The organism is Catellicoccus marimammalium M35/04/3 (genome assembly GCF_000313915.1).
In the GTDB taxonomy this organism is placed as follows: domain Bacteria; phylum Bacillota; class Bacilli; order Lactobacillales; family Catellicoccaceae; genus Catellicoccus; species Catellicoccus marimammalium.
In genome coordinates, this window is record NZ_AMYT01000007.1 from 36,016 (window position 1) to 60,769 (window position 24,754).

The following is a 24,754-nucleotide window of genomic DNA, read 5'->3' on the forward strand; positions in this document are numbered from 1 at the left end:
TGTGAAAAAATTATTATCATTATTAGATTATTCTTTTGTCATTGATGAGTTACAACAAAAAGTTGCTACACCAATGGTAGAAGAACATATTCATCAGATTACTCCTTCTTTTGTCAAAGAAGAGGTGCAACAAGCATTAGAACAAACAAAAGAAGCAATGACGATGTTACGCTTAGGAAAAGAATTACCTTTTTTAGCTTTAACCGATCCAAGACAAAGTCTTTCTCGGATTAAAATTGGTGCTTCCATTCAAGCGTTAGAAATCTTAAATTTAGGGCATATCTTAAAAAATGCGGCACAAGTTCTTCGTAAATTAGAAGAATTAGAGGAAGAAGAAAGTTTTCCAGAATTGAAAGCTTTGATTCAACAATTACAACCTATCCCTTCATTATCTGGAGAAATTCATCGTTGTATTAATGAACAAGGACAAGTAGAAGATAGTGCTACAGAACGTTTAGCTCAATTACGTCGTCAAATTCGTCAATGCGAACAACAAATTCGTGGACAATTATCAGAGATGATTCGTGGGAAAAATAGTCGTTATTTGAGCGACGCAGTAATTACGATGCGTTCTGACCGTTATGTAATTCCTGTAAAAGCAGAATATCGTAATCAATTTGGTGGGATGGTCCATGACCAAAGTGCGACCGGACAAACTCTATTTATTGAACCAAAAGCGATAGTAGAGTTAAATAATCGTCGTCAACAAATGAAAGTGGAAGAAAAAGAAGAAGTACAACGAATTTTGGCTCAATTAATTCAAGAAATTATGCCTCATCGTCAAGAAATTCAACAAAATGCCTATCATTTAGGTCAATTAGATGTGATTCAAGCTAAAGCAAAATTGGCTGCAGAGATGAAAGCTTGTATCCCAGAAATGAGTACTACTCAATCTTTTTCTTTTTTACAAGCACGCCATCCTTTATTGAATCCAGAAACGGTAGTGCCTAATGATATTTATTTAGGTGAAGAATTCCAAAGTCTTTTAATTACAGGACCAAATACCGGAGGAAAAACCATTACGTTAAAAACAGTGGGCTTATTACAACTCATGTTACAAACAGGAATGGCCATTCCGGTAGCAGAAGAAAGTACAATGACTATCTTTGATCAAATTATGGTAGATATTGGGGATGAACAATCCATTGAACAAAGTTTGAGTACGTTTTCTGGTCATATGAAAAATATTATTCAAATTTTAGACCGTGTCGGGCGACATAGCTTAGTGCTACTTGATGAATTAGGAGCAGGAACTGATCCACAAGAAGGGGCAGCATTAGCGATTGCGATTTTAAATCGTCTCTTACAAAAAGGAGCATTAACCTTATGTACGACACACTATCCTGAATTAAAAGTTTATGCTTATAATGAGCCTCACACTTGCAATGCAAGTATGGAGTTTGATGTGCAAACATTATCTCCAACGTATCGCTTATTAATTGGTGCTCCTGGAAGCAGTAATGCTTTTGAAATTTCTTTACGTCTAGGATTAGATCCAACGTTGATTACAGAAGCTAAAGAAAACATGGATCATCAAACAGGGGATTTGGCCAATATGATTGAGCAATTAGAAAATGCTCGTCAAGGTTATGAAGAAAAAGAACACGCCTTTACTGAAAAATTAAGTGAAACAGAAGCACTACAAAAAGAATTGAAAGAAGCTTTTGCGGCGTTTAAAAAAGAAAAAGCGCACTTATTAAAAGAAGCGAAAAAAGAAGCAAATCAAGTCGTAGAAAAAGCAAGTGTGGAAGCGAAAGAAATCATTCAAGATTTAAAAGAAAAGCAAGAACATTTAGATACAAAAGCAGTCAAAGAGCATGAATTGATTGCTGCGCAAACGCAATTAAATCATTTGAAATCTGAAGAAGAACAACATTTATTGAAAAATAAAGTATTACAACGAGAAAAGAAAAAACAAGCACTAGCTGTGGGAGACGAAGTATTGGTAGAAAGTTATGGGCAACGTGGAACTTTGGTGCGCCCATTTAAAGATGGTACTTGGGAAGTTCAATTGGGAATTTTAAAAATGAAATTACCAGAATCAGAATTTACAAGAACGAAAAAAGCGCAAGAGCAACAAAAAGAAACGACCATGACTACTATCCAACGTTCTAACTCAAAAGGAGTAAAAGCTTCTTTAGATTTACGTGGAGAACGATATGAAGAAGCAATGCAAAAAGTAGAACAATACTTAGACCAAGCATTAGTTGCTGGATATCACAGTGTAACGCTTGTTCACGGAAAAGGAACTGGAGCTTTACGTCAAGGAATCCAAAAATTACTTCAACGTCATCGTCATATTGATCATTTTGAATATGCTCCTGCAAATGCCGGTGGAAATGGCGCAACGATTGTTTATTTCAAAGGAGCATAGTTTTCGATATCTTTTTTCTCCTATGTTAAAATGAGAATGAAGAAAGATAAAGGAGCGAAGAATCATGGCAGAAGCAATTACTGATGCAAACTTTGTAGAAAAAACAATTGATGGACTATGTTTAGTTGACTTTTGGGCACCTTGGTGTGGTCCATGTCGTATGCAAGGACCTATCATTGATGAGTTAGCTTCCGAGTTAACTGATGTTCATGTTTATAAATTAAACATCGATGAAAATCCAGATACAACACAACGCTTAGGTGTACGTAGTATCCCAACAATGTTCTTAATGCGCGATGGAGAAATCGTTGAAACGATTGTTGGTTTACATACAAAAGAACAATTATTAGAGATTATCAATTCTTATCGTTAAGAATACAAATAAAAAGGAAGGGCTAGGTGTCTAGCCCTTTTTCTTTTGGTAAAGAAGGTGAGAGAATGAACGATTTAATCAAACACAAATTAAAATTATTACCTGATCAACCAGGATGTTATTTGATGCATAATGAAGCCGATGAGATTATCTATGTAGGAAAAGCAAAATCATTAAAAAATCGAGTGCGTTCTTACTTTACAGGTGAACATAATGAAAAGACGAAACGTCTAGTTGCTGAATTAGTAGATTTTGAATATATCGTTACAAGTTCAGAAAATGAAGCTTTGGCTTTAGAAATGAATTTAATTCAAGAAAATCAACCTAAATATAATATTTTATTGAAAGATAACCGGAGCTATCCGTATTTAAAAATTACTAAGGAACGTTATCCTCAATTAAAAATCACAAGAAAAGTACAAGAAGATCAAGCAGAATATTTTGGACCTTATCCAGATATCCAAGCTGCAAAAGAGACAAAAAAAATCTTAGATCGCCTCTATCCTTTGCGTAAGTGTGGACCGAATGAAAAGAAACCTTGTTTTTATCACCATTTAGATCAATGCTCTTGTCCTTACTATTTTCAATTAGATCCTAAAGAATATCAAAAAGAGGTGCAAAAAGTACGTCATTTTCTTCAAGGCGACATGGATCCTGTTGCCGAACGCTTAGAACAAAAAATGAATCAAGCAGCAGCCAAACAAGAGTATGAAATGGCTGCAGAATATCGTGATGAATGGAAAGCCATTTTAAAGATGAAAGAAGAACAAAAGGTAACACATGCCGAAGACATTGATCGCGATATTGTTGGTTATGCTGTGCGCCAAGGAAAAATCGGAATTCAAATTTTTCATATTCGTCATGGGAAAATGATTCAACGGGACATGGATAGTTTTTATAGCATAGATTCTGTGGAAGAAACCGTCTTGACCTACCTACTACAATTTTATCAACAAAACTTAGTTCCAAAAGAAATATTAGTTCCCGTGTCGCTCGACATAGATGCGCTACAGCAATGGATTCCAACAACAATTCGGGTACCTAAACGAGGAGAAAAGCATTCATTTGTTCAATTAGCTTGTAAAAATGCGGCGAAACAGCTTCAAGATGAATGGGAATTACAAGATAAAAAAATACAACGTCAAAAAAGAGGTTGGGATCAATTAGCTGAAAAACTACATCTTCCTTTTTTACATCGTTTAGAATCTATTGATAATTCTCATTGGCAAGGAAAGGATAATGTTTCTGGTCTAGTGGTATATATTGATGGAAGAAAAGCACCAAAACAATATCGTAAGTTTAAAATTAAAGAAAGCCAAGGAGATGACTATCGCGCGATGAAAGAAGTGGTATATCGCCGATATAGTCGTCTGCAAAAAGAAGGAGAACCTTTACCAGACTTACTGTTAGTAGATGGAGGAAAAATTCAGGTTGAAGCTGCAAAAGAGGTATTAAAAGAACAATTAGGACTTTATATCCCTGTTGCAGGAATGGTCAAAGATGAGCATCACCAAACCAGAGCATTATTATATGGCGATCCATTACAAGAGATTCCTTTACAAGATGCAAGAGAAGCTTTTCATCTGCTAGAAGAAATCCAACAGGAAGTCCATCGCTATGCCTTACATTTCCATCAAAAGACAAGACGAAAAAGTGGATTACAATCCGTTTTACAAGAAATTCCAGGTGTAGGTGTGAAAAGAAGACAACAATTACTGAGTCATTTTTCTGATTTAAGTGAAATGAAAAATGCCTCTGTAGAAGACTTTATGCAAATTGGAATTCCTAAAAATGTTGCGCATAATGTTTATGATTTTTTTCATAGAAAGGATGATAAACCGTCCAAAATGTGAGATAATGTAAACAATTAAGTGTTAGGAAGAAAGGAGTAGTCAAATGGGGAATATCCCGTGGCTTGTCATTATGGAGTGCCTCGTTGCACTAATTGCAATCATTTACTACATCCGTAAAGTAATGCAGTGGTCCCATAGTGAACAAAAAGAAGCAATCTTTAGTCCTGCCAGCCAAGTGACTTTTTTAACGTTTATTTTAGGGTTTAGTATCCTATTAATTCGTTTAAATGTTAGTCCTATTGGAAGTGGTGAGACAACACGATGGCTTGTCGCTATTTTTACCGTAATTACATTCGTTAATGCAGTCAGTGTGTGGCATTACGAACGTAAAGCGTTAGGAAAAAAGAAGAGATAAAGGAAGGAAAAGAAAATGACGGAAAAAGAAACGTTTTATATCTCTACACCGATTTACTATCCAAGTGGAAAGTTACATATCGGGAACTCATATACAACAATTGCTTGTGATGTAATGGCTCGTTATAAACGTTTAATGGGTTGTGATGTATTTTATCTAACTGGATTAGATGAACATGGATTAAAAATCCAACAAAAAGCAGAAGCATTAGGCATTACTCCACAAGAGTATGTCGACAACATGGCACATGAAGTGAAAAAATTATGGAATACATTAGATATTTCTTACGACTACTTCATTCGTACAACAGATGAAAACCATGAAAAAGCAGTTCAAGCAATGTTTGAACGTTTAATTGAACAAGATGATATCTATCTTGGCGAATATGAAGGTTGGTATTCTGTAGCGGACGAAGAATACTTCACAGAAACACAATTAGCAGAAGTTTACTACGATGATGAAGGAAAAGTAATTGGTGGGAAGGCACCAAGCGGTCATGAAGTAGAATTAGTGAAAGAAGAATGCTACTTCTTCAGAATGGGTAAATATGCAGATCGCTTATTACAATATTACGAAGATCATCCTGATTTTATTCAACCAGTTTCTCGTAAAAATGAAATGATTAATAACTTCATTAAACCAGGACTAGAGGATTTAGCAGTATCTCGTACAACATTCCACTGGGGAATTCCAGTGAAATCAAATCCAAAACATGTCATCTATGTTTGGTTAGATGCGTTAACAAACTACATCACAGCATTAGGTTATGGAAGTGATGATGATACAAACTTCAATAAATTCTGGCCAGCAAATGTACATATGGTCGGAAAAGAAATCGTTCGTTTCCATACCATTTATTGGCCAATTATGTTAATGGCTTTAGATTTACCATTACCAAAACAAGTCTTTGCTCATGGTTGGTTATTAATGAAAGACGGTAAGATGAGTAAATCAAAAGGAAACGTCGTTTATCCAGAAATGTTAGTAGCTCGTTATGGCTTAGATGCTTTACGTTATTACTTAATGCGTGCAGTTCCATTTGGTACAGATGGTGTCTTTACACCAGAAGACTTTGTGGGTCGTGTGAACCATGACTTAGCGAATGACTTAGGAAACTTATTAAACCGTACCATCGCTATGGTGAACCAATATTGCAAAGGAAAAGTGCCAAAATATAATTCTTCTGTTACAGAGTTTGATGGTAACCTTTCAAAACGTGCAGCTGAGTTAATTGGTTCTTATCATAAAGCAATGGAACATATGGAATTTACTACAGCATTAGATCGTGTTTGGGAATTAATTTCTGTAACCAATAAATACATTGATGAAACGACTCCATGGAAATTATGGAAAGAAGAAGATCAACAAGCAACGTTAGATTCTGTAATGGTTCATTTATGTGAAAGCTTACGTGTAATTGCGTTGTTATTACAACCTGTAATGCCAAATACAGCGAAAGAAATCTTTGAACAATTAGGATTATCTTGGAAAGAACCTGTATCAATTAAAGATATTCACTTTGGTGAGTTCCCAGAAAACACACAAGTGATTAGTAAAGGACAACCTTTATTCCCACGCTTAGATATCGAAGAAGAAGTGGAATATATTAAAAATCAAATGCAAGCTGGATTACCAAAAGAAGAAAAATGGGATCCAGAAGAAACAACATTAGTTTCTACTAAACCACAATCCATTAAATTTGATACTTTTGACCAAGTTGAATTAAAAGTAGCAGAAGTTATCGAATGTCAAAAAGTAAAAGGAGCGGATAAATTATTACAATTCCGTTTAGATGCTGGAGATGAAGGACATCGTCAAATTTTATCTGGAATTGCAGAATATTATCCAAATCCAGAAGAATTAGTTGGGAAAAAAGTAGTAATTGTAGCCAACTTAACTCCACGTAAATTACGTGGTGAAATCAGCCAAGGAATGATTTTATCTGCCGAACATGATGGTCAATTAACCGTTATTGAAGTACCAAAGTCAATTCCAAATGGTTCAGATATTGGCTAATTAGATACAAAAAAAGAACACTGGATGAAAGTCCAGTGTTTTCTTTTCAAAAGAAAGGTGAGAGAGATGTATTTTGATACCCATACACATTTAAATGATGAAGCATTCTTAGGAAAAGAAGAAGAATATGTTGCACGAGCAAAAGAAAATGGTGTAACAAAAATGGCAATTGTTGGATGTAATCAAGAAACCAACGCACAAAGTTTAGCCTTAAGTACCAAATTTCCTGAACTTTATAGTATTATTGGTTTTCATCCCACAGATATTAAAGAATATAATGAACAAACAGAGCAACAACTAGAAGCTCAATTAGCAGAAGAAAAAGTGGTGGCTTTAGGAGAAATTGGTGTGGATTATTACTGGATGGAAGATCCAAAAGAAGATCAAGAAAAGATTTTTCGTCGTCAATTAGCAATCGCTCGTAATCTTCATCTTCCAGTGAGCATTCATACTCGTTCAAAAGAAAAAGATTCTTTTGAAGCTTACGAAGATGTTTATCGTATTTTAAAAGAAGAAAAAGTACCAGGAATTATTCATAGTTTTAATGGGAATGTAGAATGGATGGAGCGCTTTTTAGATTTAGGAATGCATATTTCTTTTAGTGGAGTGGTCACTTTTAAAAATGCAAAAATGGTACAAGAAGCCGCAAAAAAAGTACCAAAAGAAGCGTTTTTAATTGAAACCGATGCTCCTTATTTAGCTCCAGTACCAAAACGCGGAAAACAAAATGAACCTGCGTACGTACGATATGTCGCTGAGTATATCGCCGATTTATGTGCAGTAACACCAGAAGAAATTGCAAAACAAACGATGCATAATGCATGCACTCTTTTTGGAATTGAGGAAGAAAAATGAAAGAAATCAAAGAGTTAATCGTGGTAGAAGGGCGCGATGATATTATTCGTGTCCAACAAGTGGTAAAAGCAGATTGCATTGAAACTCATGGTTCAGCAATCGATGAAGCAGTGTTTTCTTTAATTGAAAAAGCAATAGAGCAACGAGGAGTCATTGTCTTTACCGATCCAGATTTTTCTGGTGAAAAGATTCGTACTACCATTACCCAACACTTTCCTCAAGTAAAGCATGCTTTTTTAAGTAAAAAAGAAGCTGCCCCTGCACATAAAGGAAGTCTAGGAGTAGAGCATGCGAGTGATGAAGCGATTTTAGCTGCTTTGGAAGGTGTGTCGACACCGTGTCGCAAGGAGAAGGCATCTATCCCACGCTCTTTTCTACAAGCTTTTGGTTTATTAGCTGGAAGTGATGCGAAGAAAAGACGTGCGTATTTAGGAGAAGCATTGCATATTGGATATACTAATGGAAAACAATTACAAAAAAGACTTGCGATGTTTGGAATTACTACAGAACAAATTGAAGCAGTCATGATACAATATGAAAAAATAGAAAATTAAAGGAGAAGAAGAATGATAGAAAAGGATATTGCCAGTCCTTCTAGAACAAAAGAAATTTTACAACGTCATGGATTTTCATTCAAAAAAAGTCTAGGACAAAACTTTTTAACCGAACCTAATATTTTACGCCATATCGCCGCTACGGCAGAGCTAAATAAAGAGAGTCAAATTATAGAAGTTGGTCCAGGAATTGGTGCATTAACAGAACATTTAGCTCGTTCTGGAGGAGAAGTACTTGCTTTTGAAATTGATGGTCGTTTATTACCGATTTTAGAAGAAACCTTAGCTCCTTATGATAATGTCACTGTAGTAAACGAAGATGTATTAAAAGTGAATTTGCGAGAAATTGCCAGTCAAGTATTTGATTTAGAAAAACCGATTCAAGTGGTCGCAAATCTTCCTTACTATATTACAACGCCAATTATGATGCATTTTTTAGAGTCGGATTTACCAGTAGAAAAAATGGTTGTAATGATGCAAAAAGAAGTAGCAGAAAGAATCCAAGCTAAACCAAAATCAAAAGCTTATGGTTCATTATCGATTGCAGTGCAATATTATATGGAAGCAAGTATTGCTTTTATTGTGCCAAAAACAGCGTTTGTACCTCAACCAAATGTCGATTCTGCGATTTTGAAATTAGAACGTCGTCAACAGCCGTTAGTAGAAGTTAAAGATGAGGACTTTTTCTTCAAAGTAGTGAAGGCTGCTTTCCAATTGCGTCGTAAAACGTTATGGAATAATTTATTACATACTTTTGGTAAAGATGAAGCGACGAAAGCTTGGTTAGAACAAAGCTTATCTTTAGCAGAAATTGATCCAAAACGTCGAGGAGAAACATTATCCATTGAGGAGTTTGCTTCCTTAGCAAATCATATGTTAGAATGTAAGCAAAATTAAATTAAGGGTAGAAAAAGAGCGTTAAGTGTCCAAAATAACGAATGAAGTTTTGGAACGAAAAATGAAAATTTGCGATTCTTTTTCGCATTCACACATTTGTGAGCCCGATAAGGGGGATTACAATGAAAACAAAAAAAAGAACAAAAAAGATCGTCTTACTGGCTCTATTAGTGGCCATCATGGTCATTTTTAGTCGATTTATTTCGATTGAAACGGAATTTTTGAAGTTTAGTTTTACTTTTATTCCAGAAGCGATCACTGGAGCTTTATTCGGTCCAATTTGGACACCTGTAGCTACGGTAGCTGCAGATTTTATTGGGATGTGGATTGCTCCAAAAGCACAATTTTTCTTTGGATTTACTCTAAATGCCTTAATTACTGGGGTTATTTATGGGTACTTTTTAGGAAAAAGAGAAGTAAAATGGTCCAATATTGCTTGGGCAGTAATTTTAAATGCAGTCATTGTGCGTTTAATTTTGACACCAATTTGGCTTTATATGATGTATCATATGCCTTTATTAGCCATTATGCCGGTGCGTATTTTAAAACAATGTATTACTGTACCACTAGAAATTATTGCGTTAGATTTAATTTTACGTCGCTTACCACTAGCACGTTGGCGTAAAGAAATAGATGGATAGAGAGGAGAAATCCTCTCTTTTTCTTTTGCGATTCATTTTCAAAATAAAGAAAATATCTTGGAAAAGGTTTGCAAAAAGTCGATGACAAGTGAAAAGAAAAGTGATAAAATGTAAATGTAATTGAGAGTTGCAAAATCATTTTCAAAGAGGTTGTAACTTTTTCAAAATAAAACAAAATTTTGAGGTGACTGAAATGAAAAAAACTTCAAGAAAAGGAGTTATCGTAGGAACTGGTTTCGTAGGAACTGGTATTGCGTACTCTATCTTAAACCAAAATATCTTAAATGAAATGGTCTTAGTAGACTTAAACGAAGACAAAGCAGAAGGTGAAGCTCGCGACTTATTCGACGGCGTTACTTACACAAACGGAAACTGCCGCGTGAAAAGTGGAGACTACTCAGAATGTAAAGATGCAGATGTAGTTATCGTAACTGCTGGTATCAACCAAAAACCTGGTCAAACTCGTTTAGAATTAGTAGATACAAACGCTAAAATTATGAAATCTGTTATCCGTTCAGTAATGGATTCAGGATTCGACGGCGTATTAGTAATCGCTTCAAACCCAGTAGACGTTTTAACTTACGTTGCATGGCAAGAATCAGGATTACCTCAAAACCGTGTAGTAGGTACAGGTACATCTTTAGACTCAACTCGTTTACGTATGCAAGTTGCTAACAAATTAAACGTAGATCCTCGTGATGTTTCTGCATTCATCATTGGTGAACACGGAGATTCAGAAACAGCAGTTTGGTCACACGCTACAGTTGGTGGTAAACCAATCATGCAAATGATCGAAGACGGCGAAGGAATCACTAAAGAAGACTTAGATGAAATGTACGTTGCTGTACGTGATGCAGCTTACTACATCATCGACCGTAAAGGTTACACAAACTTCGGTATCGGTTTAAGTACTGCTCGTGTTGTTAAAGCAATCTTAAACGACGAACATGCAATCTTACCAGTATCTGCATACTTCGAAGGTCAATACGGATTAGAAGATATCTACACAGGTATTCCAGCAATCGTTACTGAAAACGGTGTTGAACGTATTGTTGAATTACACATCACTGATGAAGAAAAAGCACAATTACATAAATCAGCTTCAGAATTACGTGAAGTATTAGATTCAGTTCGTTAATTTGTGTCTATCTATATAAAAGAAGCTCCCAATTTTGGGAGCTTCTTTTTGTTTTATTTTATTTTCTCTTCGACATGGCAATTTTTCTTTTGTTTTAAAGGCAAAATCGATTGGCCAATCCAATATTTAGGACGAATTAATTTTTGAGAAGTATAGATTCCATTATGACCAGAAAGCATATAACTTAAAATAGTAACGAATAATAAGTAAGTTGCTCCTTGCGCACCGAATAATTCAATTCCCATAACAAAACAAGTAATAGGAGTATTCGTTGCGGCCGCAAACACGCCAACAAAACCAATAGCTGCCATAAAGCCAATCGGTAAATCCATCCATTGATTTAAGAAACTTCCTGCAGTAGCACCAATCCCAAATAAAGGAGTCACTTCTCCCCCTTGGAATCCACTTCCTAAACTTAAAACAGTAAAGACTAATTTACCTAAAAAGTCTAAAGGATGAGCTTGTCCGGTAAAAGCTTCAGATAGCATAGGTAAGCTTAAACTTAAGTAACGTCCTGTATGTAGGATAATCGCTAAAGTGACTACGACCATACCCCCAACAATATTCACTAACACAGGATTTTTTAATAGTTTGGTATAAAATCCTTTGACTAATTGAACGCCTTTTTCAAAGCAAAAACCTAAAAAGCCAAAGAAAATACAACAAATAATTAATTTAACAATTAACATAAAAGATAATTCTGGCACAGGTCCCATCACATAATGAGCGTGGTGCACAGGGAAGGATTCTGCAACAATATTTGCTAAAAATCCACTTAAAAAGACAGGGAATAAAGCTTCTACACGCATGCGACCAATAACAAGGACTTCTAAAGCAAATAATGTTCCTGCTAAAGGAGTACCAAAAACGGCAGAAAAGCCAGCACTGATCCCACACATAATAATCCATTCTTTTTCCACTTCTGTAATTTTAAAAAGACGACTGATATGGTAAGCAATGGTTCCACCCATTTGCGTAGCTGTTCCTTCACGACCTACAGAACCCCCAGTTAAATGAGTAAAAATTGTTCCGAACATTGTTAAAGGTACCAAACGCAAAGGTACATATTCATCAGATCCAGAAGCTGCACGAATGACTAAGTTATTTCCACCGCCTGCACCTTTTCCATGATAATTATATAAGTAAGAAAAAATTCCTCCGACAACCGGTAAAAATAAAACAATCCATGTATGCTCATTTCGAATACCGATACATTTTTCCAAAGTAATAAGGAAAAAGGCTACAAGACAACCAACGATGACACTAATAATACTACAGATAATTGTCCATTGCAGCATATATAAGAAAATATTCCAAATGCTAGCAAAGGTACGTTCAATACTTTTTTTCATAAAAACTCCTTTCTTTTTCACTATTTTCATTATATCATTGAAAATATTAAAATAACCCAAAAATTCTATTTGATAACGGTTTCAAAAACAAAAATATTCATGGTATGATAGAACTGGGCAGATAAGGAGGAAATATAATGATTCGAACAGCAACAAAAAAGGATATTCCAGCCTATGCTTATCTTTTAATGACAATTTTTAAAGATATGGAACTCCCTTTATTACAGACATGGGGAGAGGCATCAGTCTTCCAATATTTATGTCAAGCTTGTACCAAAGAGGGATATCGCTATTTTTATCAACGAGTTCGTCTTTTGGAAGAAGAAAAGAAAATTATTGGTGTAGCAGTGGGTTATCCAGCAACAGAAGAAAAAGACATTGACCAAGGATGGGCGCAAGTATTGGAGGAAGAAAAGATTCCATTTGAGCCTCTATTTTGGGAGTCTGAATGTGAAGGAAAAGATTGGTATATCGATAGCGTGTCGGTCGACACAGCTTGGCGTGGAAAAGGAATCGGTACAAGATTGCTTGAAGATCAAATCGAAGTAGCAAGAGAAAAAGGCTACGCAACCGTAGCTTTAAATGTTGATTTTCAAAATCCGCGAGCACGTAAATTATATGAGTCCATTGGCTTTATTTGCCATAAGGAAAAAGAGATTTCAAATCATCCTTACGCTTATATGCATTTTTATACGGAGGACTAATTATGGATTGGTCAACATTTATTCAAGAAGAGATGAAACAACCGTATTTTCAATTGTTAGCACAATATTTAACAGAAGAATATCGTTGTTACTCCGTATTTCCACCAAAAGAAAAAATTTTTCAAGCCTTTGCTTATACTCCTTACGATGAAGTAAAAGTCGTTTTATTAGGACAAGATCCCTATCACGGAGAAGGACAAGCACAAGGACTAAGTTTTTCGATTCAAAAGGGACGAAAACTTCCTCCTTCTTTACAAAATATTTATAAGGAATTATATGAAGATTTAGCGATTGAACCGGTTTCTCATGGAGAATTAGTTTCTTGGGCTAAACAAGGAGTTTTATTATTAAATACAGTATTAACTGTACGTAAAGGAGAAGCAAATTCGCACCAACAAAAAGGATGGGAAACTTTTACTGATCATGTATTGGAAGCTTTGAATCAATCCGAAAAGCCAATTGTTTTTCTTTTATTTGGTCGGCAAGCGTTAAATAAAAGAGCTTTGATTGATGAAGAAAAACATTATGTGATTGCTACACCACATCCCAGTCCACTTTCTGCCTACCGTGGTTTTTTTGGTTCACATCCATTTTCCAAGGCAAATCAAAAATTAGCGGATAGTAAACGTGTCCCTATTCAGTGGCAATTACCAGAATATTAAGAGATAAAGTGAGGAACAATCATGGACTTTTTTGAACAATTAAAAATGAAATTAAAAGATCAAAATGTACGCTTAGTTTTTCCCGAAGCAACAGATGAACGAATTATTAAAGCTTGTGCACGTCTACAAGCAGAACACTTAATTCAACCAGTATTATTAGGGGATAAAGAAGAAATTGAACCGATTGCTTATCGTTGTGGTGTGTTAATTGATGAAATTGAATTTATCAATCCAAAAACTTATCCTCGTTTAGAAGAAATGATTGATACTTTATTTACTCGTCGTAATGGTAAAATTACTAAAGAAGAAGCAAGAGAATTAGTTCAAGATGTAAACTACTTTGGTACAATGTTAACTTACATGGGCATTGTAGATGGTATGGTCAGTGGAGCGATACACTCAACAGGAGATACCGTTCGTCCCGCCTTACAAATTATTAAAACTAAACCAGGAGTAAAACGAACCAGTGGAGCTTTTCTACTTTTACGTGGACGTGGGGACCAAGAACGCTATCTATTTTCTGATTGTGCGATTAATGTGGATCCAGATGCTCCTTTATTGGCAGAAATTGCAATGGAAACAGCTAAAACAGCAGAATCATTAGGAATTCCTCCTCGTGTGGCTATGTTAAGTTATTCCACAAATGGTTCAGGTTCAGGACCTGCTGTTGATAAAGTGAAAGAAGCTTTGGAAATTATTAAAGAAAAAAATCAAGATCCAAATGCCATTTTTGAAGGAGAAATTCAATTTGACGCCGCTTATGATAAGACGGTTGCAGATTTAAAATATCCAGATTCTAAAATTGCTGGGAAATGTACAGTCTTTGTCTTCCCAGAATTACAATCAGGAAACATTGGTTATAAAATTGCTCAACGTCTAGGTGGTTTTGATGCGATTGGACCTATTTTACAAGGCTTAAACAAACCAATTTCTGATTTATCACGTGGTGCTTGCACGAATGACGTATATAAAGTAAGCTTAATTACAGCAATGCAAGCATTAATGGATAAGGATGAAGCAAATGACAGTGAAATTAAGAACCGTTGAGGAAACAGAAAAAATTGGAGAAATTATTGGTGAACAAGCACTTCCTGGACAAGTCATTGTTTTGACAGGAGATTTAGGTGCCGGAAAGACCACCCTAACGAAAGGAATTGGAAAAGGATTAGGCATTCACACCATGATTAAAAGTCCTACCTATACACTGATTCGTGAATACGAAGAAGGGAGAATCCCTCTTTATCATATGGATGTTTATCGTCTAGAAGATGCGTTTGATCTAGGATTGGATGAATATCTTTTAGGAGATGGCCTATGTATTATCGAGTGGGGAGAACAAATTGTAGATTTGTTACCTGATTCTTATTTGCAATTGGAGCTACGTCGAGGTCAAGGAGAAGACCGAGAATTGGCAGTGAATATTAAAGGGACAGAAACTCCAGAACTAAAAGCAATGAAAGAAAAAATTGAAGCGTGTCGATAGGTGACACGATTGAAGATATAATAGAAAAAAAGAGCGTGTTAACGCTCTTTTTTGATATATCGCTAGTCGATATGGTCTAAGGTTAAACCTACTGGACAATGGTCGCTTCCTAAAATATCGGTATAAATACATGCCTCTTGAATATCTTTTTGTAAACGATTAGAAACCAAGAAATAATCAATTCGCCAACCAGCATTATTTTCTCTAGCATGGAAACGATAACTCCACCAAGAATAAACGCCAGTAGTTTCTGGATATAAGTAACGGAAAGTATCGGTAAATCCAGTGTTTAATAATTCAGTGAACGCATTTCGTTCTTCATCACTAAACCCAGCTTTTCCTCGGTTAGGACGCCAATTTTTTAAGTCGATATTTTGGTGTGCTACGTTTAAATCACCACAAATAATGACGGGTTTTTTTTCATCCAATTGATGTAAATATTCACGAAAGGCAGCTTCCCACTGTAAACGAAAATCAATTCGTTTTAATTCGCTTTGTGCATTTGGTGTGTAGCAAGTGACTAAATAAAATTCTGGATATTCTAAAGTGATTAAACGACCTTCATGATCTAATTCTTCAATTCCTAAGCCATATTGAACTGATAGAGCAGGTTGTTTAGCAAAAATCGCTGTACCTGAATAACCTTTTTTCTCTGCATAATTCCAATATTGTGTGTATCCTTCTAAAGGAAGGTCAATCTGTCCTTCTTGTAATTTTGTTTCTTGTAAACAAAAGAAGTCAGCATCTAATTGGTTAAAAACATCCAAAAATCCTTTTTTCACTGCGGCACGTAATCCATTTACATTCCAAGAAATAAATTTCATCCCAAAAACTCCTTTCTTTTTTCTTAATAATGTTCTATTTCTTTCGTAAAAAGATGCTATAATGATTATGACTTTATCATACAGGAGGAACATCTATGGATACAAAAAAAATGCAAAATACACTACCAGAATTAAAAATTCTCGTAGATGAACCTTTAGCAAATTATACGTATACCAAAACAGGCGGGCCTGCGGATGCACTTGTTTTTCCTAAAAATCGCCAAGAATTAAAAGAAGTCGTTCATTATGCCAATATGGAAGGGATTTCTTGGCAAGTCTTAGGAAATGCGAGTAATTTAATTGTTCGTGATAGTGGTATTCGAGGAATTGTTATTTTATTATCAGAGATGGCCGAGGTAGTTGTAGAAAACCAACGTATCGTTGCAGAATCAGGAGCAAAATTGATTGATGTAACGAAAAAAGCCTTAGATGCATCATTATCTGGATTAGAATTTGCTTGCGGTATTCCAGGAAGCATCGGTGGTGCGGTGTATATGAACGCTGGAGCTTATGGCGGAGAAATCAAAGATGTCTTATCTGCCATTGATGTGATGTTAGAAGATGGAACGATTACTACTTGGACGAAAGAAGACTTATCTTTCTCTTATCGTCATAGTGCATTACAACAGCAAAAAGCCATTGTTTTATCTGCTAGTTTTGATTTAGAAGCTGGATCTTATCCAGTAATTGCTGAAAAAATGGCAGAATTAACAGATTTACGTGAAAGTAAACAACCATTAGAATATCCATCTTGTGGTAGTGTATTTAAACGTCCAAAAGGGCATTATACAGGTCCTTTAATTATCGAAGCTGGATTACAAGGATATCAAATTGGTGGAGCGCAAGTATCTACTAAGCATGCAGGATTTATTGTTAATATCGATCATGCAACAGCGACAGATTACATTCAATTAATTCATCATATCCAAGAAGTAGTGAAAGAAAAATTTGATGTGGAATTAGAAACAGAAGTTCGCATCATTGGTGAAGAATAAAGAATAAAAGACCTCCAAAATTGGAGGCCTTTTTTATTCTGTCGCAATTAGTGGTCCTTGAATGCATAAGCGTTGGTCACCTGAAGTATTACAAGTAATTAATGTAATTTCTTTTTCTCCATGATTAGCAATTACTTGCGTATCTTTTGGTGAGATATAACGAATCGATTCTGCTTTATAAACATAGGTATGTTTTGAATTTTTTAAATAAATTTTAGCTCCTTTTTGCAAGTTCACCAACGGAGAAAAAAGTGTAGTCTGGTCATTCATATTGTGGGAAGCAAGAGCGTAGTTTCCAGTCCCCATTTTTTGATTGGGCTTCATCGTTCCTGCACCACTACTTAAAACACTGTTACTTACTCCTTCTAAGATTGGTAAATTGATATGTACACTTGGAATATCAATAATACCTAGATAGTTCATCGATGAAATATTTTTCTTTAAGTGTGCTCGTTCCTTTGCTACATCTTGTAAAGTTACTTCTTTCACATCTGAAAAATCAAAACTTGGTTTGTTCTTTTTCTTTTTGTTGTCTTTATCTTTAGGTGCTTGTTGAATCACTTCTTGAGTCATGGAACGCACAAGATATTGTTTGATTGGTTCATTAAAAATAAAAATTAAACCAATTGCAAATAATAGAAGTAAGATGAGAATGAAACAGAAACGTTTCACATAATACCCTATTTTTTTCTTACCCTGATTTGTCATATGATTCCCCCTTTTCTTTATACTAACTTTTTTGTTACAAAAATGAAACAGAATTATTGATAAACTGTATCGAAAAAGAAGAAAAAATTGTGTAAAATGAAAAGTAGATTGCAAAGGGAGGGATTGAGTGAGAGAAACAGTATATGTGCATTTAGACACAATTAGTAATTCGATATTAACTAAAGGCATTTCAGCTCATGATTTTTATCAATCTTTATCCCATATCCCAGACAATATTATGTTGTTAAATCAAGAACATGATTGGGGAGAATTTGAAAATCATACAGCAATGCGAATCATTAAAGGAAGAGAACAAGTAGAACAGTATTTATCTTCTGCTCAACGAAATGAAGAGAATACATGTTGGATTGATTTTTCTGATTTACATTTGATTAAACAATTGACTCCTATCGAAATTTCTGAATTGCTTTACTTTGGTCATATGAAATATCATTTGCATTCGCCATTTTTTTATAAGTTGCAAAATGATTATGTCTTTTTGACTTTAGGAGAAGAAGTAAATAAATTGTATTGCCGACAATTAGAAGATTTTTATCGCTTATTAAGTCAAAAAATTCATGAACAATTGTTGGAACGTTGTAAGGAAAGAAAAGGTTGGATTAAAAAACCGATTTCTATTACTCCACCACCTCTTTATGTCTTAAAAGAATTAAAAGAAGTGTGGCAAGAAGGAGTGGTCTTATATTTTGGGGGAGTGACTTGGGATGAAGAACAAGTGCACTTACCGATTTACCGCGTAGAAGATCGTTTAAAAAATGTCGATGAAATTGAATATACAAAAGAAATGCAAGTAGCAGAATTGATTTATCATCGCAAAGAAGAGGAATGGACAACCCAACTCATTTTAGGAGAAGAGTTATGATACAAGGAATAGGAATTGATATTGTAGAATTAAAACGAATGGAACGAAATATAACGCAACCTCGTTTTATTGCTCGAGTTTTAACACCAAACGAGCAAGCACAATTAGAAAATTTTCCTAGTGAAAAAAGAAAACTAGAATATTTAGCAGGACGCTTTGCTTGTAAAGAAGCTTATGCTAAAGCCTTAGGAACAGGATTTACAGGAGTTTCTTTTCAAGAATTAGAAATTCTCAATGATGAAAAAGGAGCGCCACAGTTTACCAAGCATCCATTTTCAGGTCATGCTTGGGTTTCTTTATCTCATTCTGATCAATGGGCAGTAGCTCAAGTTATTTTAGAGAAATGATTCCTCTCTTGAAAAAAGAGTTGATTTTTCATAGAATAAAAAATAAGAAAGTAAAGGAGGACATTATGACCGAACGAGGATTATTGATTGTTTTGTCTGGACCGTCTGGTGTTGGTAAAGGAACGGTAAGAAAGGCAATTTTTGAAGGTGATGATCATCAATTTGAGTACTCTGTTTCTATGACTACACGTAAAAAACGTGAAGGAGAAGTAGAGGGCGTAGATTATTTCTTCCGCACAAGAGAAGAATTTGAAGAGTTAATCAAAAAAGGGGAAATGCTAGAATATGCTGAATATGTAGGAAACTACTATGGTACCCCTTTACGTTATGTCGAAGATACATTAAATAGCGGAAAAGATGTCTTTTTAGAGATCGAAGTTCAAGGAGCGATGCATATTAAGGAAAAATGCCCAGATGCGGTATTTATTTTCTTAACTCCTCCTAGTTTAGAAGAGTTACGTCAACGCATTGAAGGTCGCGGTACAGATGAACCAAAAATTATTGACGAACGAATGAAAGTAGCGGTAGAAGAAATTCAAATGATGAAAAATTATGATTATGCGGTCATTAATGATGAAGTTCCTCTAGCGGTAAAACGAATTAAAGATATTATTTCTAGTGAACATTACCGAGTAGAACGAGTGATGAAACGCTATGAAAAGATGATAGAGGAGATGTAAGACTATGATGTTAAAACCATCCATCGATTTATTATTAGATCGAGTAGATTCAAAGTATTCTTTAGTAATTTTGTCAGCAAAACGTGCGCATGAATTAGATAATCATGCTCGTAAAATGTTACAACATTATGAATCTTATAAGAGTGTTGGGAAAGCTTTAGAAGAAATTGCGGCAGGAGATGTAACGATTTATCCTAACCCAGAATTGAAAAGAGAAATGGTTCGTCGTCAAGAGCAAGAAGCAGAAATGATGCGCCAACATGAAGAAGAAGCGTTAGAAGAACGTGTAAAATTAGATTCCATTTTTAAATAGAAAAGAAAGGAGGGAAGAAGATTCCCTCCTCTTTTTATGAAAGGATAAAAAATGAAGATAGCACAAATCATCGTAGATATGCCTTTACAACAAACAAATACTCCTTATGATTATTTGATTCCTCAAGCATGGGAAGAACGATTACATCCAGGTATGAGTGTGGTTGTTCCTTTTGGTCGACAAAATCGAAAAAAACAAGGGTTTATTGTTGGCATCAAAGAGGCCACAGAAATAAATCCCAAATGGAAAACCATCATTGAATATGATGATCAAATTTGGTTAACGCCAGAACTTTTATCTATCGCTCAATTTTTGATGGAAGAGACTTGTGCTTTTTATATTCGCTGTCTACAAGTGATGTTACCTCCATTAGCGAAACGAAGATTTAAGCGTTGCTACCAAATTCAAGTGGAAAATGAAGAAACTTGTACTTTTTTTGCTAAGAAAAAAGAATGGTGGGTAGGCAAAAATGAACCAACAGAAGAAAAACAACTCCAATCTTGGGTGAAAAAAGGTTGGGTGACGATCGTTGAAGAAGAACAAAAAAAAGGAGCCAAAGAAAAACTCGTTTGGTTTGGAAAACGATTAGCTTCCCTTGAACGATTAGAAGAAGAACAAGCAAAAACAAGAAAAAACGCAGTTCGATGGCAAGAAGTATTAGAAATGATAAAGCATCTTTCTAACAAAGATTGGCAACCTCTTTCTACAAAAATTGCACAAGCTCAGTGGCAAAAGGCAGAAGAAAAAGGATTCATCGTTCGAACTCAACAAGCAGTCTCTCGGTTACAAAAAGAAGAAGGTACTACAAGTAAACCTTTGTCTTTAACAGAAGAACAAAAAAGAGCCAAAGAAGCAATTCTTGTTTCCAATCAAAAACAAGAACATACTACCTTCCTTTTAGAAGGAGTTACCGGAAGCGGAAAAACAGAAGTTTATATGCAAGTGATTGAAGAGGTGTTGAAACAAGGACAAACAGCCTTACTTTTAGTACCAGAAATTGCCTTAACTTCTCAAATTGTGCAGCGTTTTTATGCTCGTTTTGGTAAAAAAGTAGGCGTATTGCATAGTGGTTTGAGTGCTGGAGAAAAATATGATGAGTGGCGCTCGATTCAAAAAGGAGAAGTTTCTATTGTAATTGGAACTCGGTCGGCGATTTTTGCTCCATTAGAAAAGATAGGGGTCATCATCATTGATGAAGAGCATGAAAGTAGTTATAAACAAGAAGAGATGCCACGCTATCATGCAATAGAAGTGGCTAAGTTCCGTGCCAAATATCATCACTGTCCTGTAGTTTTAGGCAGTGCGACTCCTTCTTTGGAATCACGAGCGAGAGCAGAAAAAGGACGTTATCAACTATTGCGTTTAACGACACGTCCGCAAACACAATCTTTACCTAGCGTTCAATTATTAGATATGAGAACCTGTGAAAAGCATCCCACTTGTTTTCACTTTAGCTTGAATTTATTGAATCAAATTTATTACTGTCTAGAACGAAAAGAACAGGTGATTTTATTGCTAAATCGTCGCGGATATGCTTCTTTTTTACAATGTTCTAGTTGTGGGGAAGTGATGCAATGTCCAAACTGTGATATTTCTTTGACCTACCATGCTAATGATCAAGCTTTAAAATGTCATTACTGTGGCCATGAAGCTCCTGTTCCTCAAGAATGTCCGCATTGTCACCAAAAAACGATGATGCACCATGGAATGGGAACACAACAAGTGGAAGAACAAATACATCAGCTATTTCCTTCTGCTCGTATTTTGCGAATGGATGTGGATACAACACGACAAAAGGGAAGCATTCAACAGAAATTAAAAGCATTTTCAGAACAAAAAGCTGATATTTTAATTGGTACGCAAATGATTGCTAAAGGATTGGACTTTCCTAACGTAACCTTGGTAGGAGTATTAAATGCAGATACCGCTCTTTATTTTCCTGATTTTCGAGCGAGTGAACGTTGTTTTCAATTATTAACTCAAGTCAGTGGCCGAGCAGGAAGAGGAGAAAAAGAAGGAAAAGTGATTATCCAAACGTATAATCCTGAGCATTATGCCATTCAATGTGCTGTTCAACAAGATTATGAATCTTTTTTCAAAAAAGAAATGTATTATCGTCACTTAGGAAACTATTCTCCCTACTACTATACCGTAGCGATTACAGTTAAAAGTGAGGAATCACATCTTGCGTATAAGTATGCTAAAATAATAAAAGAGCAATTGGTTCAACAAGTCGAAACGACAACCTTTATTATTGGTCCAACAATGGAACCTTTAATTCGAATGAAAAAGCAATATTATTATCAAATCATTGTGAAATATAAAAAAGAACCACAATTGCTAATGTATTTGAAAGAATTATTAGAATCACTGCAAATGGCGGAACGAGAAAAAGTTTATATTATGATTGATAAAGAGCCATTGCATTTATTATAGGAGGACTTATGACAAAAATTATTTTTATGGGAACACCACAATTCTCAGTCCCTATTTTAGAAGGATTGATTGAAAAAGGGTATGACGTCATTGGAGTAGTGACACAGCCGGATCGTCCAAAAGGTAGAAAAAAAGTATTAACTCCTTCTCCAGTGAAAGAAGCTGCGTTAGCACATCATTTACCTATTTGGCAACCAGAAAAAATTTCTGGCTCGAAAGAGATGGAAGAAATCATTGCTCAAAAACCAGATTTAATTATTACTGCTGCTTTTGGTCAATTTTTACCAGAGCGTTTATTAGAAGCACCAACTTATGGAGCGATTAATGTCCATGCTTCTTTATTACCAAAATATCGTGGGGGCGCTCCAGTCCATTATGCGATTATGGAAGGAGAAGAAAAAACAGGCGTTACGATTATGCAAATGGTGAAAAAAATGGATGCAGGAGACATTTTATCACAAGCTGAAATTACTATTGGAGATAGTAATGTAGGAGAAATGTTTGAACGCTTAAGTCTTTTAGGTCGAGATTTACTATTAGATACACTTCCTCTTTACTTAGAAGGAAAAATTACTCCTCAACCACAAAATGAAGAAGAAGCTACCTATTCACCAAATATTACAAGAGAACAAGAAAAAATGGATTGGCATCGTCCAGCCAAAGAATTAGCTTATCAAGTTCAAGGAATGAATCCTTTCCCTGTTGCTCATACGACAAAAGAGGGTCAACGTTGGAAAATTTGGGCTGCAAAAGCACAAGACAAAACAACAGATAAAGCACCTGGAACTATTTTAGCGATTGCCAAAGAAGGGCTAGAAGTGGCCTGTGGGAAGGGTACCGTTTTGGCGATTACGGAATTACAACCGGCAGGAAAAAGCAAAATGGATATTCAATCTTTTGTCAATGGAATGGGACGCAATATGCAAGTAGGAGAAACTTTTGATGTCTAAAAAAGAACGAAAAGTAAGTCCAGAATTAGAAAAAACAGTACGTTATCAAGCGTTAGAAATTTTATTGCGTGTGCGTAAAAACCAAGCATACTCCAATTTAATGATTAAAAAGGCTAAAGTAGAAGAAAAAGATCGAGCACTATTAGCAGAATTGGTTTATGGGACGATTAGTCGTCGTTATACCTTAGAATATATTCTTTCTCCTTTCATTCAAGGAAAAAAGGTACAAGATTGGGTGCAAGAACTTTTACTTTTAGCACTGTATCAACTGCTATTTTTAGATCGAGTACCGAATCATGCGGTAGTGGATGAAAGTGTGAAAATTGCTAAAGAAAAAGGAAATCCAGGAATCGGTAAATTTGTAAATGGTGTGTTACGTAATCTCTTACGTAGTGATTTAAAAGATCCAAGAGCGATTCAAGATCCTATTGAACGTTTGAGCATTATGTATAGTGTACCTAAAGATTTAGTTTCTTTGATTGTAGATCAATATGGGAAAAAAGAAGCAGAAGATTTATTGGCTTCCTTACTTACTCCAAGTCATGCCAGTGCTCGTTTAACAAAACGTGAAGATGATAGAGAAGATTGCTTAGAAACTTTGAAAAAAGAAGGATTTTCAGTTAAAGAAAGTCCAGTTTCTCCTGATGGCATTATTGCTGCGACTGGACATTTAGCAGGAAGTAAGGCTTTTAAAGAAGGAAGGATTACGATTCAAGACGAAAGTTCAATGCTCGTAGCTCCTGCCTTACAAGTAGAGCCACAACATCAAGTATTAGATGCTTGTGCTGCTCCTGGAGGAAAGACAGGGCATATTGCTAGTTATTTAGATGCCACTCAAGGAGGAAAAGTAACAGCGTTAGATATTCACCAACATAAATGTGAATTAATTGAAGAAACTGCAGCACGCCTTCACGTCACAGATCGTGTGACTGCACAAACGTTAGATGCTCGAAAAGTTGGAGATACTTTTGCAAAAGAAAGTTTTGATCGTATTTTAGTGGATGCACCTTGTTCTGGCCTTGGGTTGATGCGAAGAAAGCCAGATATTAAATACAGTAAATCTATTACTGATTTATCACGTTTATCTACGATTCAATTACAAATTTTAAATGCCTGCGCTCCTTGTTTAAAACAAGGTGGAATTATGGTATATAGTACATGTACAATTAATAAAGAAGAAAATGAAGCAGTGGTTACTCAATTTTTAAAAGAACATCCGGAGTTTACGCTAATTCCTGTTCAAGGAGCAGAATCGATTCCAGCTTCTGTCCATCCATTAGGAGTAACGATATTGCCTCATCAATATCATACGGATGGCTTCTTTATTAGTTGCCTACAAAAATCCAAATAAGAGGTGAAAA

25 protein-coding genes and 1 riboswitch are annotated in these 24,754 nt (G+C 35.4%); of the genes, 22 read left to right on the plus strand and 3 right to left on the minus strand.

Features of this window, described 5'->3' with window-relative positions; translation table 11 throughout:
• Position 1 precedes the first annotated feature (1 nt).
• From C683_RS00700 to C683_RS00745, 10 genes are all read left to right on the plus strand, one after another.
• Positions 2 to 2,374 (plus strand): endonuclease MutS2, encoded by a 2,373-nt coding sequence (locus tag C683_RS00700; RefSeq protein WP_009488309.1) that lies wholly within the window; start codon positions 2 to 4, stop codon positions 2,372 to 2,374.
• 64 nt (positions 2,375 to 2,438) lie between these two features.
• The gene (gene trxA / locus C683_RS00705) at positions 2,439 to 2,747 is read left to right on the plus strand and encodes a thioredoxin (protein ID WP_009488311.1); all 309 of its coding nucleotides are present in this window, start codon (positions 2,439 to 2,441) and stop codon (positions 2,745 to 2,747) included.
• A 65-nt stretch (positions 2,748 to 2,812) separates the two neighbouring features.
• On the plus strand, positions 2,813 to 4,600 hold the full coding sequence (gene uvrC / locus C683_RS00710; RefSeq protein ID WP_009488313.1) for an excinuclease ABC subunit UvrC: 1,788 nt from the start codon (positions 2,813 to 2,815) through the stop codon (positions 4,598 to 4,600).
• Positions 4,601 to 4,643: 43 nt separating this feature from the next.
• Positions 4,644 to 4,955, plus strand: coding sequence for a hypothetical protein (locus C683_RS00715; protein WP_009488315.1), 312 nt, complete (start codon positions 4,644 to 4,646; stop codon positions 4,953 to 4,955).
• 15 nt (positions 4,956 to 4,970) lie between these two features.
• The gene (gene metG, locus C683_RS00720) at positions 4,971 to 6,971 is read left to right on the plus strand and encodes a methionine--tRNA ligase (protein WP_009488317.1); all 2,001 of its coding nucleotides are present in this window, start codon (positions 4,971 to 4,973) and stop codon (positions 6,969 to 6,971) included.
• 66 nt (positions 6,972 to 7,037) lie between these two features.
• Complete coding sequence (locus tag C683_RS00725; RefSeq protein WP_009488319.1) at positions 7,038 to 7,826, plus strand: TatD family hydrolase; 789 nt, start codon at positions 7,038 to 7,040, stop codon at positions 7,824 to 7,826.
• Entirely contained in the window at positions 7,823 to 8,380 is a 558-nt protein-coding gene (rnmV, locus tag C683_RS00730; protein WP_009488321.1) for a ribonuclease M5, read from the plus strand. The genes C683_RS00725 and rnmV overlap by 4 nt, the downstream gene beginning before the upstream one ends.
• 12 nt (positions 8,381 to 8,392) lie before the next feature.
• Positions 8,393 to 9,277, plus strand: a complete 885-nt coding sequence (rsmA, locus tag C683_RS00735) for a 16S rRNA (adenine(1518)-N(6)/adenine(1519)-N(6))-dimethyltransferase RsmA (protein WP_009488323.1) — start codon at positions 8,393 to 8,395, stop codon at positions 9,275 to 9,277.
• Between the two features lies 1 nt (position 9,278).
• Positions 9,279 to 9,373, plus strand: a riboswitch (THF riboswitch).
• A 26-nt stretch (positions 9,374 to 9,399) separates the two neighbouring features.
• Positions 9,400 to 9,918 (plus strand): folate family ECF transporter S component, encoded by a 519-nt coding sequence (locus C683_RS00740; RefSeq protein ID WP_009488325.1) that lies wholly within the window; start codon positions 9,400 to 9,402, stop codon positions 9,916 to 9,918.
• Between the two features lie 193 nt (positions 9,919 to 10,111).
• Positions 10,112 to 11,056: an L-lactate dehydrogenase gene (locus C683_RS00745; protein WP_009488327.1), complete on the plus strand. Its 945-nt coding sequence runs from the start codon at positions 10,112 to 10,114 to the stop codon at positions 11,054 to 11,056.
• Positions 11,057 to 11,109: 53 nt separating this feature from the next.
• Here the strand turns inward: C683_RS00745 and C683_RS00750 are convergent, their stop codons facing one another.
• Positions 11,110 to 12,396: a chloride channel protein gene (locus C683_RS00750; protein WP_040388542.1), complete on the minus strand. Its 1,287-nt coding sequence runs from the start codon at positions 12,394 to 12,396 to the stop codon at positions 11,110 to 11,112.
• A 149-nt stretch (positions 12,397 to 12,545) separates the two neighbouring features.
• On the opposite strand from C683_RS00750, the gene C683_RS00755 reads away from it, so the two are divergent.
• Genes C683_RS00755 through tsaE form a run of 4 tightly spaced genes read left to right on the plus strand, consistent with a single transcriptional unit; the run spans position 12,546 to position 15,257 of the window.
• Positions 12,546 to 13,112, plus strand: a complete 567-nt coding sequence (locus C683_RS00755) for a GNAT family N-acetyltransferase (protein WP_009488331.1) — start codon at positions 12,546 to 12,548, stop codon at positions 13,110 to 13,112.
• Positions 13,113 to 13,114: 2 nt separating this feature from the next.
• On the plus strand, positions 13,115 to 13,774 hold the full coding sequence (locus C683_RS00760) for a uracil-DNA glycosylase (protein ID WP_009488333.1): 660 nt from the start codon (positions 13,115 to 13,117) through the stop codon (positions 13,772 to 13,774).
• Between the two features lie 21 nt (positions 13,775 to 13,795).
• Complete coding sequence (pta, locus tag C683_RS00765) at positions 13,796 to 14,821, plus strand: phosphate acetyltransferase (RefSeq protein ID WP_009488335.1); 1,026 nt, start codon at positions 13,796 to 13,798, stop codon at positions 14,819 to 14,821.
• Positions 14,796 to 15,257, plus strand: coding sequence for a tRNA (adenosine(37)-N6)-threonylcarbamoyltransferase complex ATPase subunit type 1 TsaE (tsaE, locus tag C683_RS00770; RefSeq protein ID WP_009488337.1), 462 nt, complete (start codon positions 14,796 to 14,798; stop codon positions 15,255 to 15,257). The genes pta and tsaE overlap by 26 nt, the downstream gene beginning before the upstream one ends.
• A gap of 62 nt (positions 15,258 to 15,319) precedes the next feature.
• Here tsaE and C683_RS00775 read toward each other — a convergent pair whose 3' ends face one another.
• Entirely contained in the window at positions 15,320 to 16,081 is a 762-nt protein-coding gene (locus C683_RS00775; protein WP_009488339.1) for an exodeoxyribonuclease III, read from the minus strand.
• 95 nt (positions 16,082 to 16,176) lie between these two features.
• On the opposite strand from C683_RS00775, the gene murB reads away from it, so the two are divergent.
• Positions 16,177 to 17,076, plus strand: a complete 900-nt coding sequence (murB, locus tag C683_RS00780) for a UDP-N-acetylmuramate dehydrogenase (protein WP_009488341.1) — start codon at positions 16,177 to 16,179, stop codon at positions 17,074 to 17,076.
• Between the two features lie 33 nt (positions 17,077 to 17,109).
• Here the strand turns inward: murB and C683_RS00785 are convergent, their stop codons facing one another.
• Positions 17,110 to 17,784, minus strand: coding sequence for a class A sortase (locus C683_RS00785; protein WP_009488343.1), 675 nt, complete (start codon positions 17,782 to 17,784; stop codon positions 17,110 to 17,112).
• Positions 17,785 to 17,911: 127 nt separating this feature from the next.
• Here C683_RS00785 and C683_RS00790 point away from each other — a divergent pair, with 127 nt between their 5' ends.
• From C683_RS00790 to rsmB, 7 genes are all read left to right on the plus strand, one after another.
• Positions 17,912 to 18,667 carry a hypothetical protein gene (locus C683_RS00790; RefSeq protein WP_040388533.1) on the plus strand — a complete coding sequence of 252 codons (756 nt, stop codon included), beginning with the start codon at positions 17,912 to 17,914 and terminating at the stop codon, positions 18,665 to 18,667.
• Positions 18,664 to 19,014: a holo-ACP synthase gene (gene acpS / locus C683_RS00795; RefSeq protein ID WP_009488346.1), complete on the plus strand. Its 351-nt coding sequence runs from the start codon at positions 18,664 to 18,666 to the stop codon at positions 19,012 to 19,014. Before C683_RS00790 ends, acpS begins: the two co-directional genes overlap by 4 nt.
• 65 nt (positions 19,015 to 19,079) lie before the next feature.
• Positions 19,080 to 19,694, plus strand: a complete 615-nt coding sequence (gmk, locus tag C683_RS00800) for a guanylate kinase (RefSeq protein WP_009488348.1) — start codon at positions 19,080 to 19,082, stop codon at positions 19,692 to 19,694.
• A 4-nt stretch (positions 19,695 to 19,698) separates the two neighbouring features.
• The gene (gene rpoZ, locus C683_RS00805; RefSeq protein WP_009488350.1) at positions 19,699 to 20,007 is read left to right on the plus strand and encodes a DNA-directed RNA polymerase subunit omega; all 309 of its coding nucleotides are present in this window, start codon (positions 19,699 to 19,701) and stop codon (positions 20,005 to 20,007) included.
• 51 nt (positions 20,008 to 20,058) lie between these two features.
• Positions 20,059 to 22,443 carry a primosomal protein N' gene (priA, locus tag C683_RS00810; protein ID WP_009488352.1) on the plus strand — a complete coding sequence of 795 codons (2,385 nt, stop codon included), beginning with the start codon at positions 20,059 to 20,061 and terminating at the stop codon, positions 22,441 to 22,443.
• 8 nt (positions 22,444 to 22,451) lie between these two features.
• Complete coding sequence (gene fmt / locus C683_RS00815; RefSeq protein WP_009488354.1) at positions 22,452 to 23,393, plus strand: methionyl-tRNA formyltransferase; 942 nt, start codon at positions 22,452 to 22,454, stop codon at positions 23,391 to 23,393.
• On the plus strand, positions 23,386 to 24,744 hold the full coding sequence (gene rsmB / locus C683_RS00820) for a 16S rRNA (cytosine(967)-C(5))-methyltransferase RsmB (RefSeq protein WP_009488356.1): 1,359 nt from the start codon (positions 23,386 to 23,388) through the stop codon (positions 24,742 to 24,744). The genes fmt and rsmB overlap by 8 nt, the downstream gene beginning before the upstream one ends.
• The last annotated feature ends 10 nt before the right edge of the window (positions 24,745 to 24,754 follow it).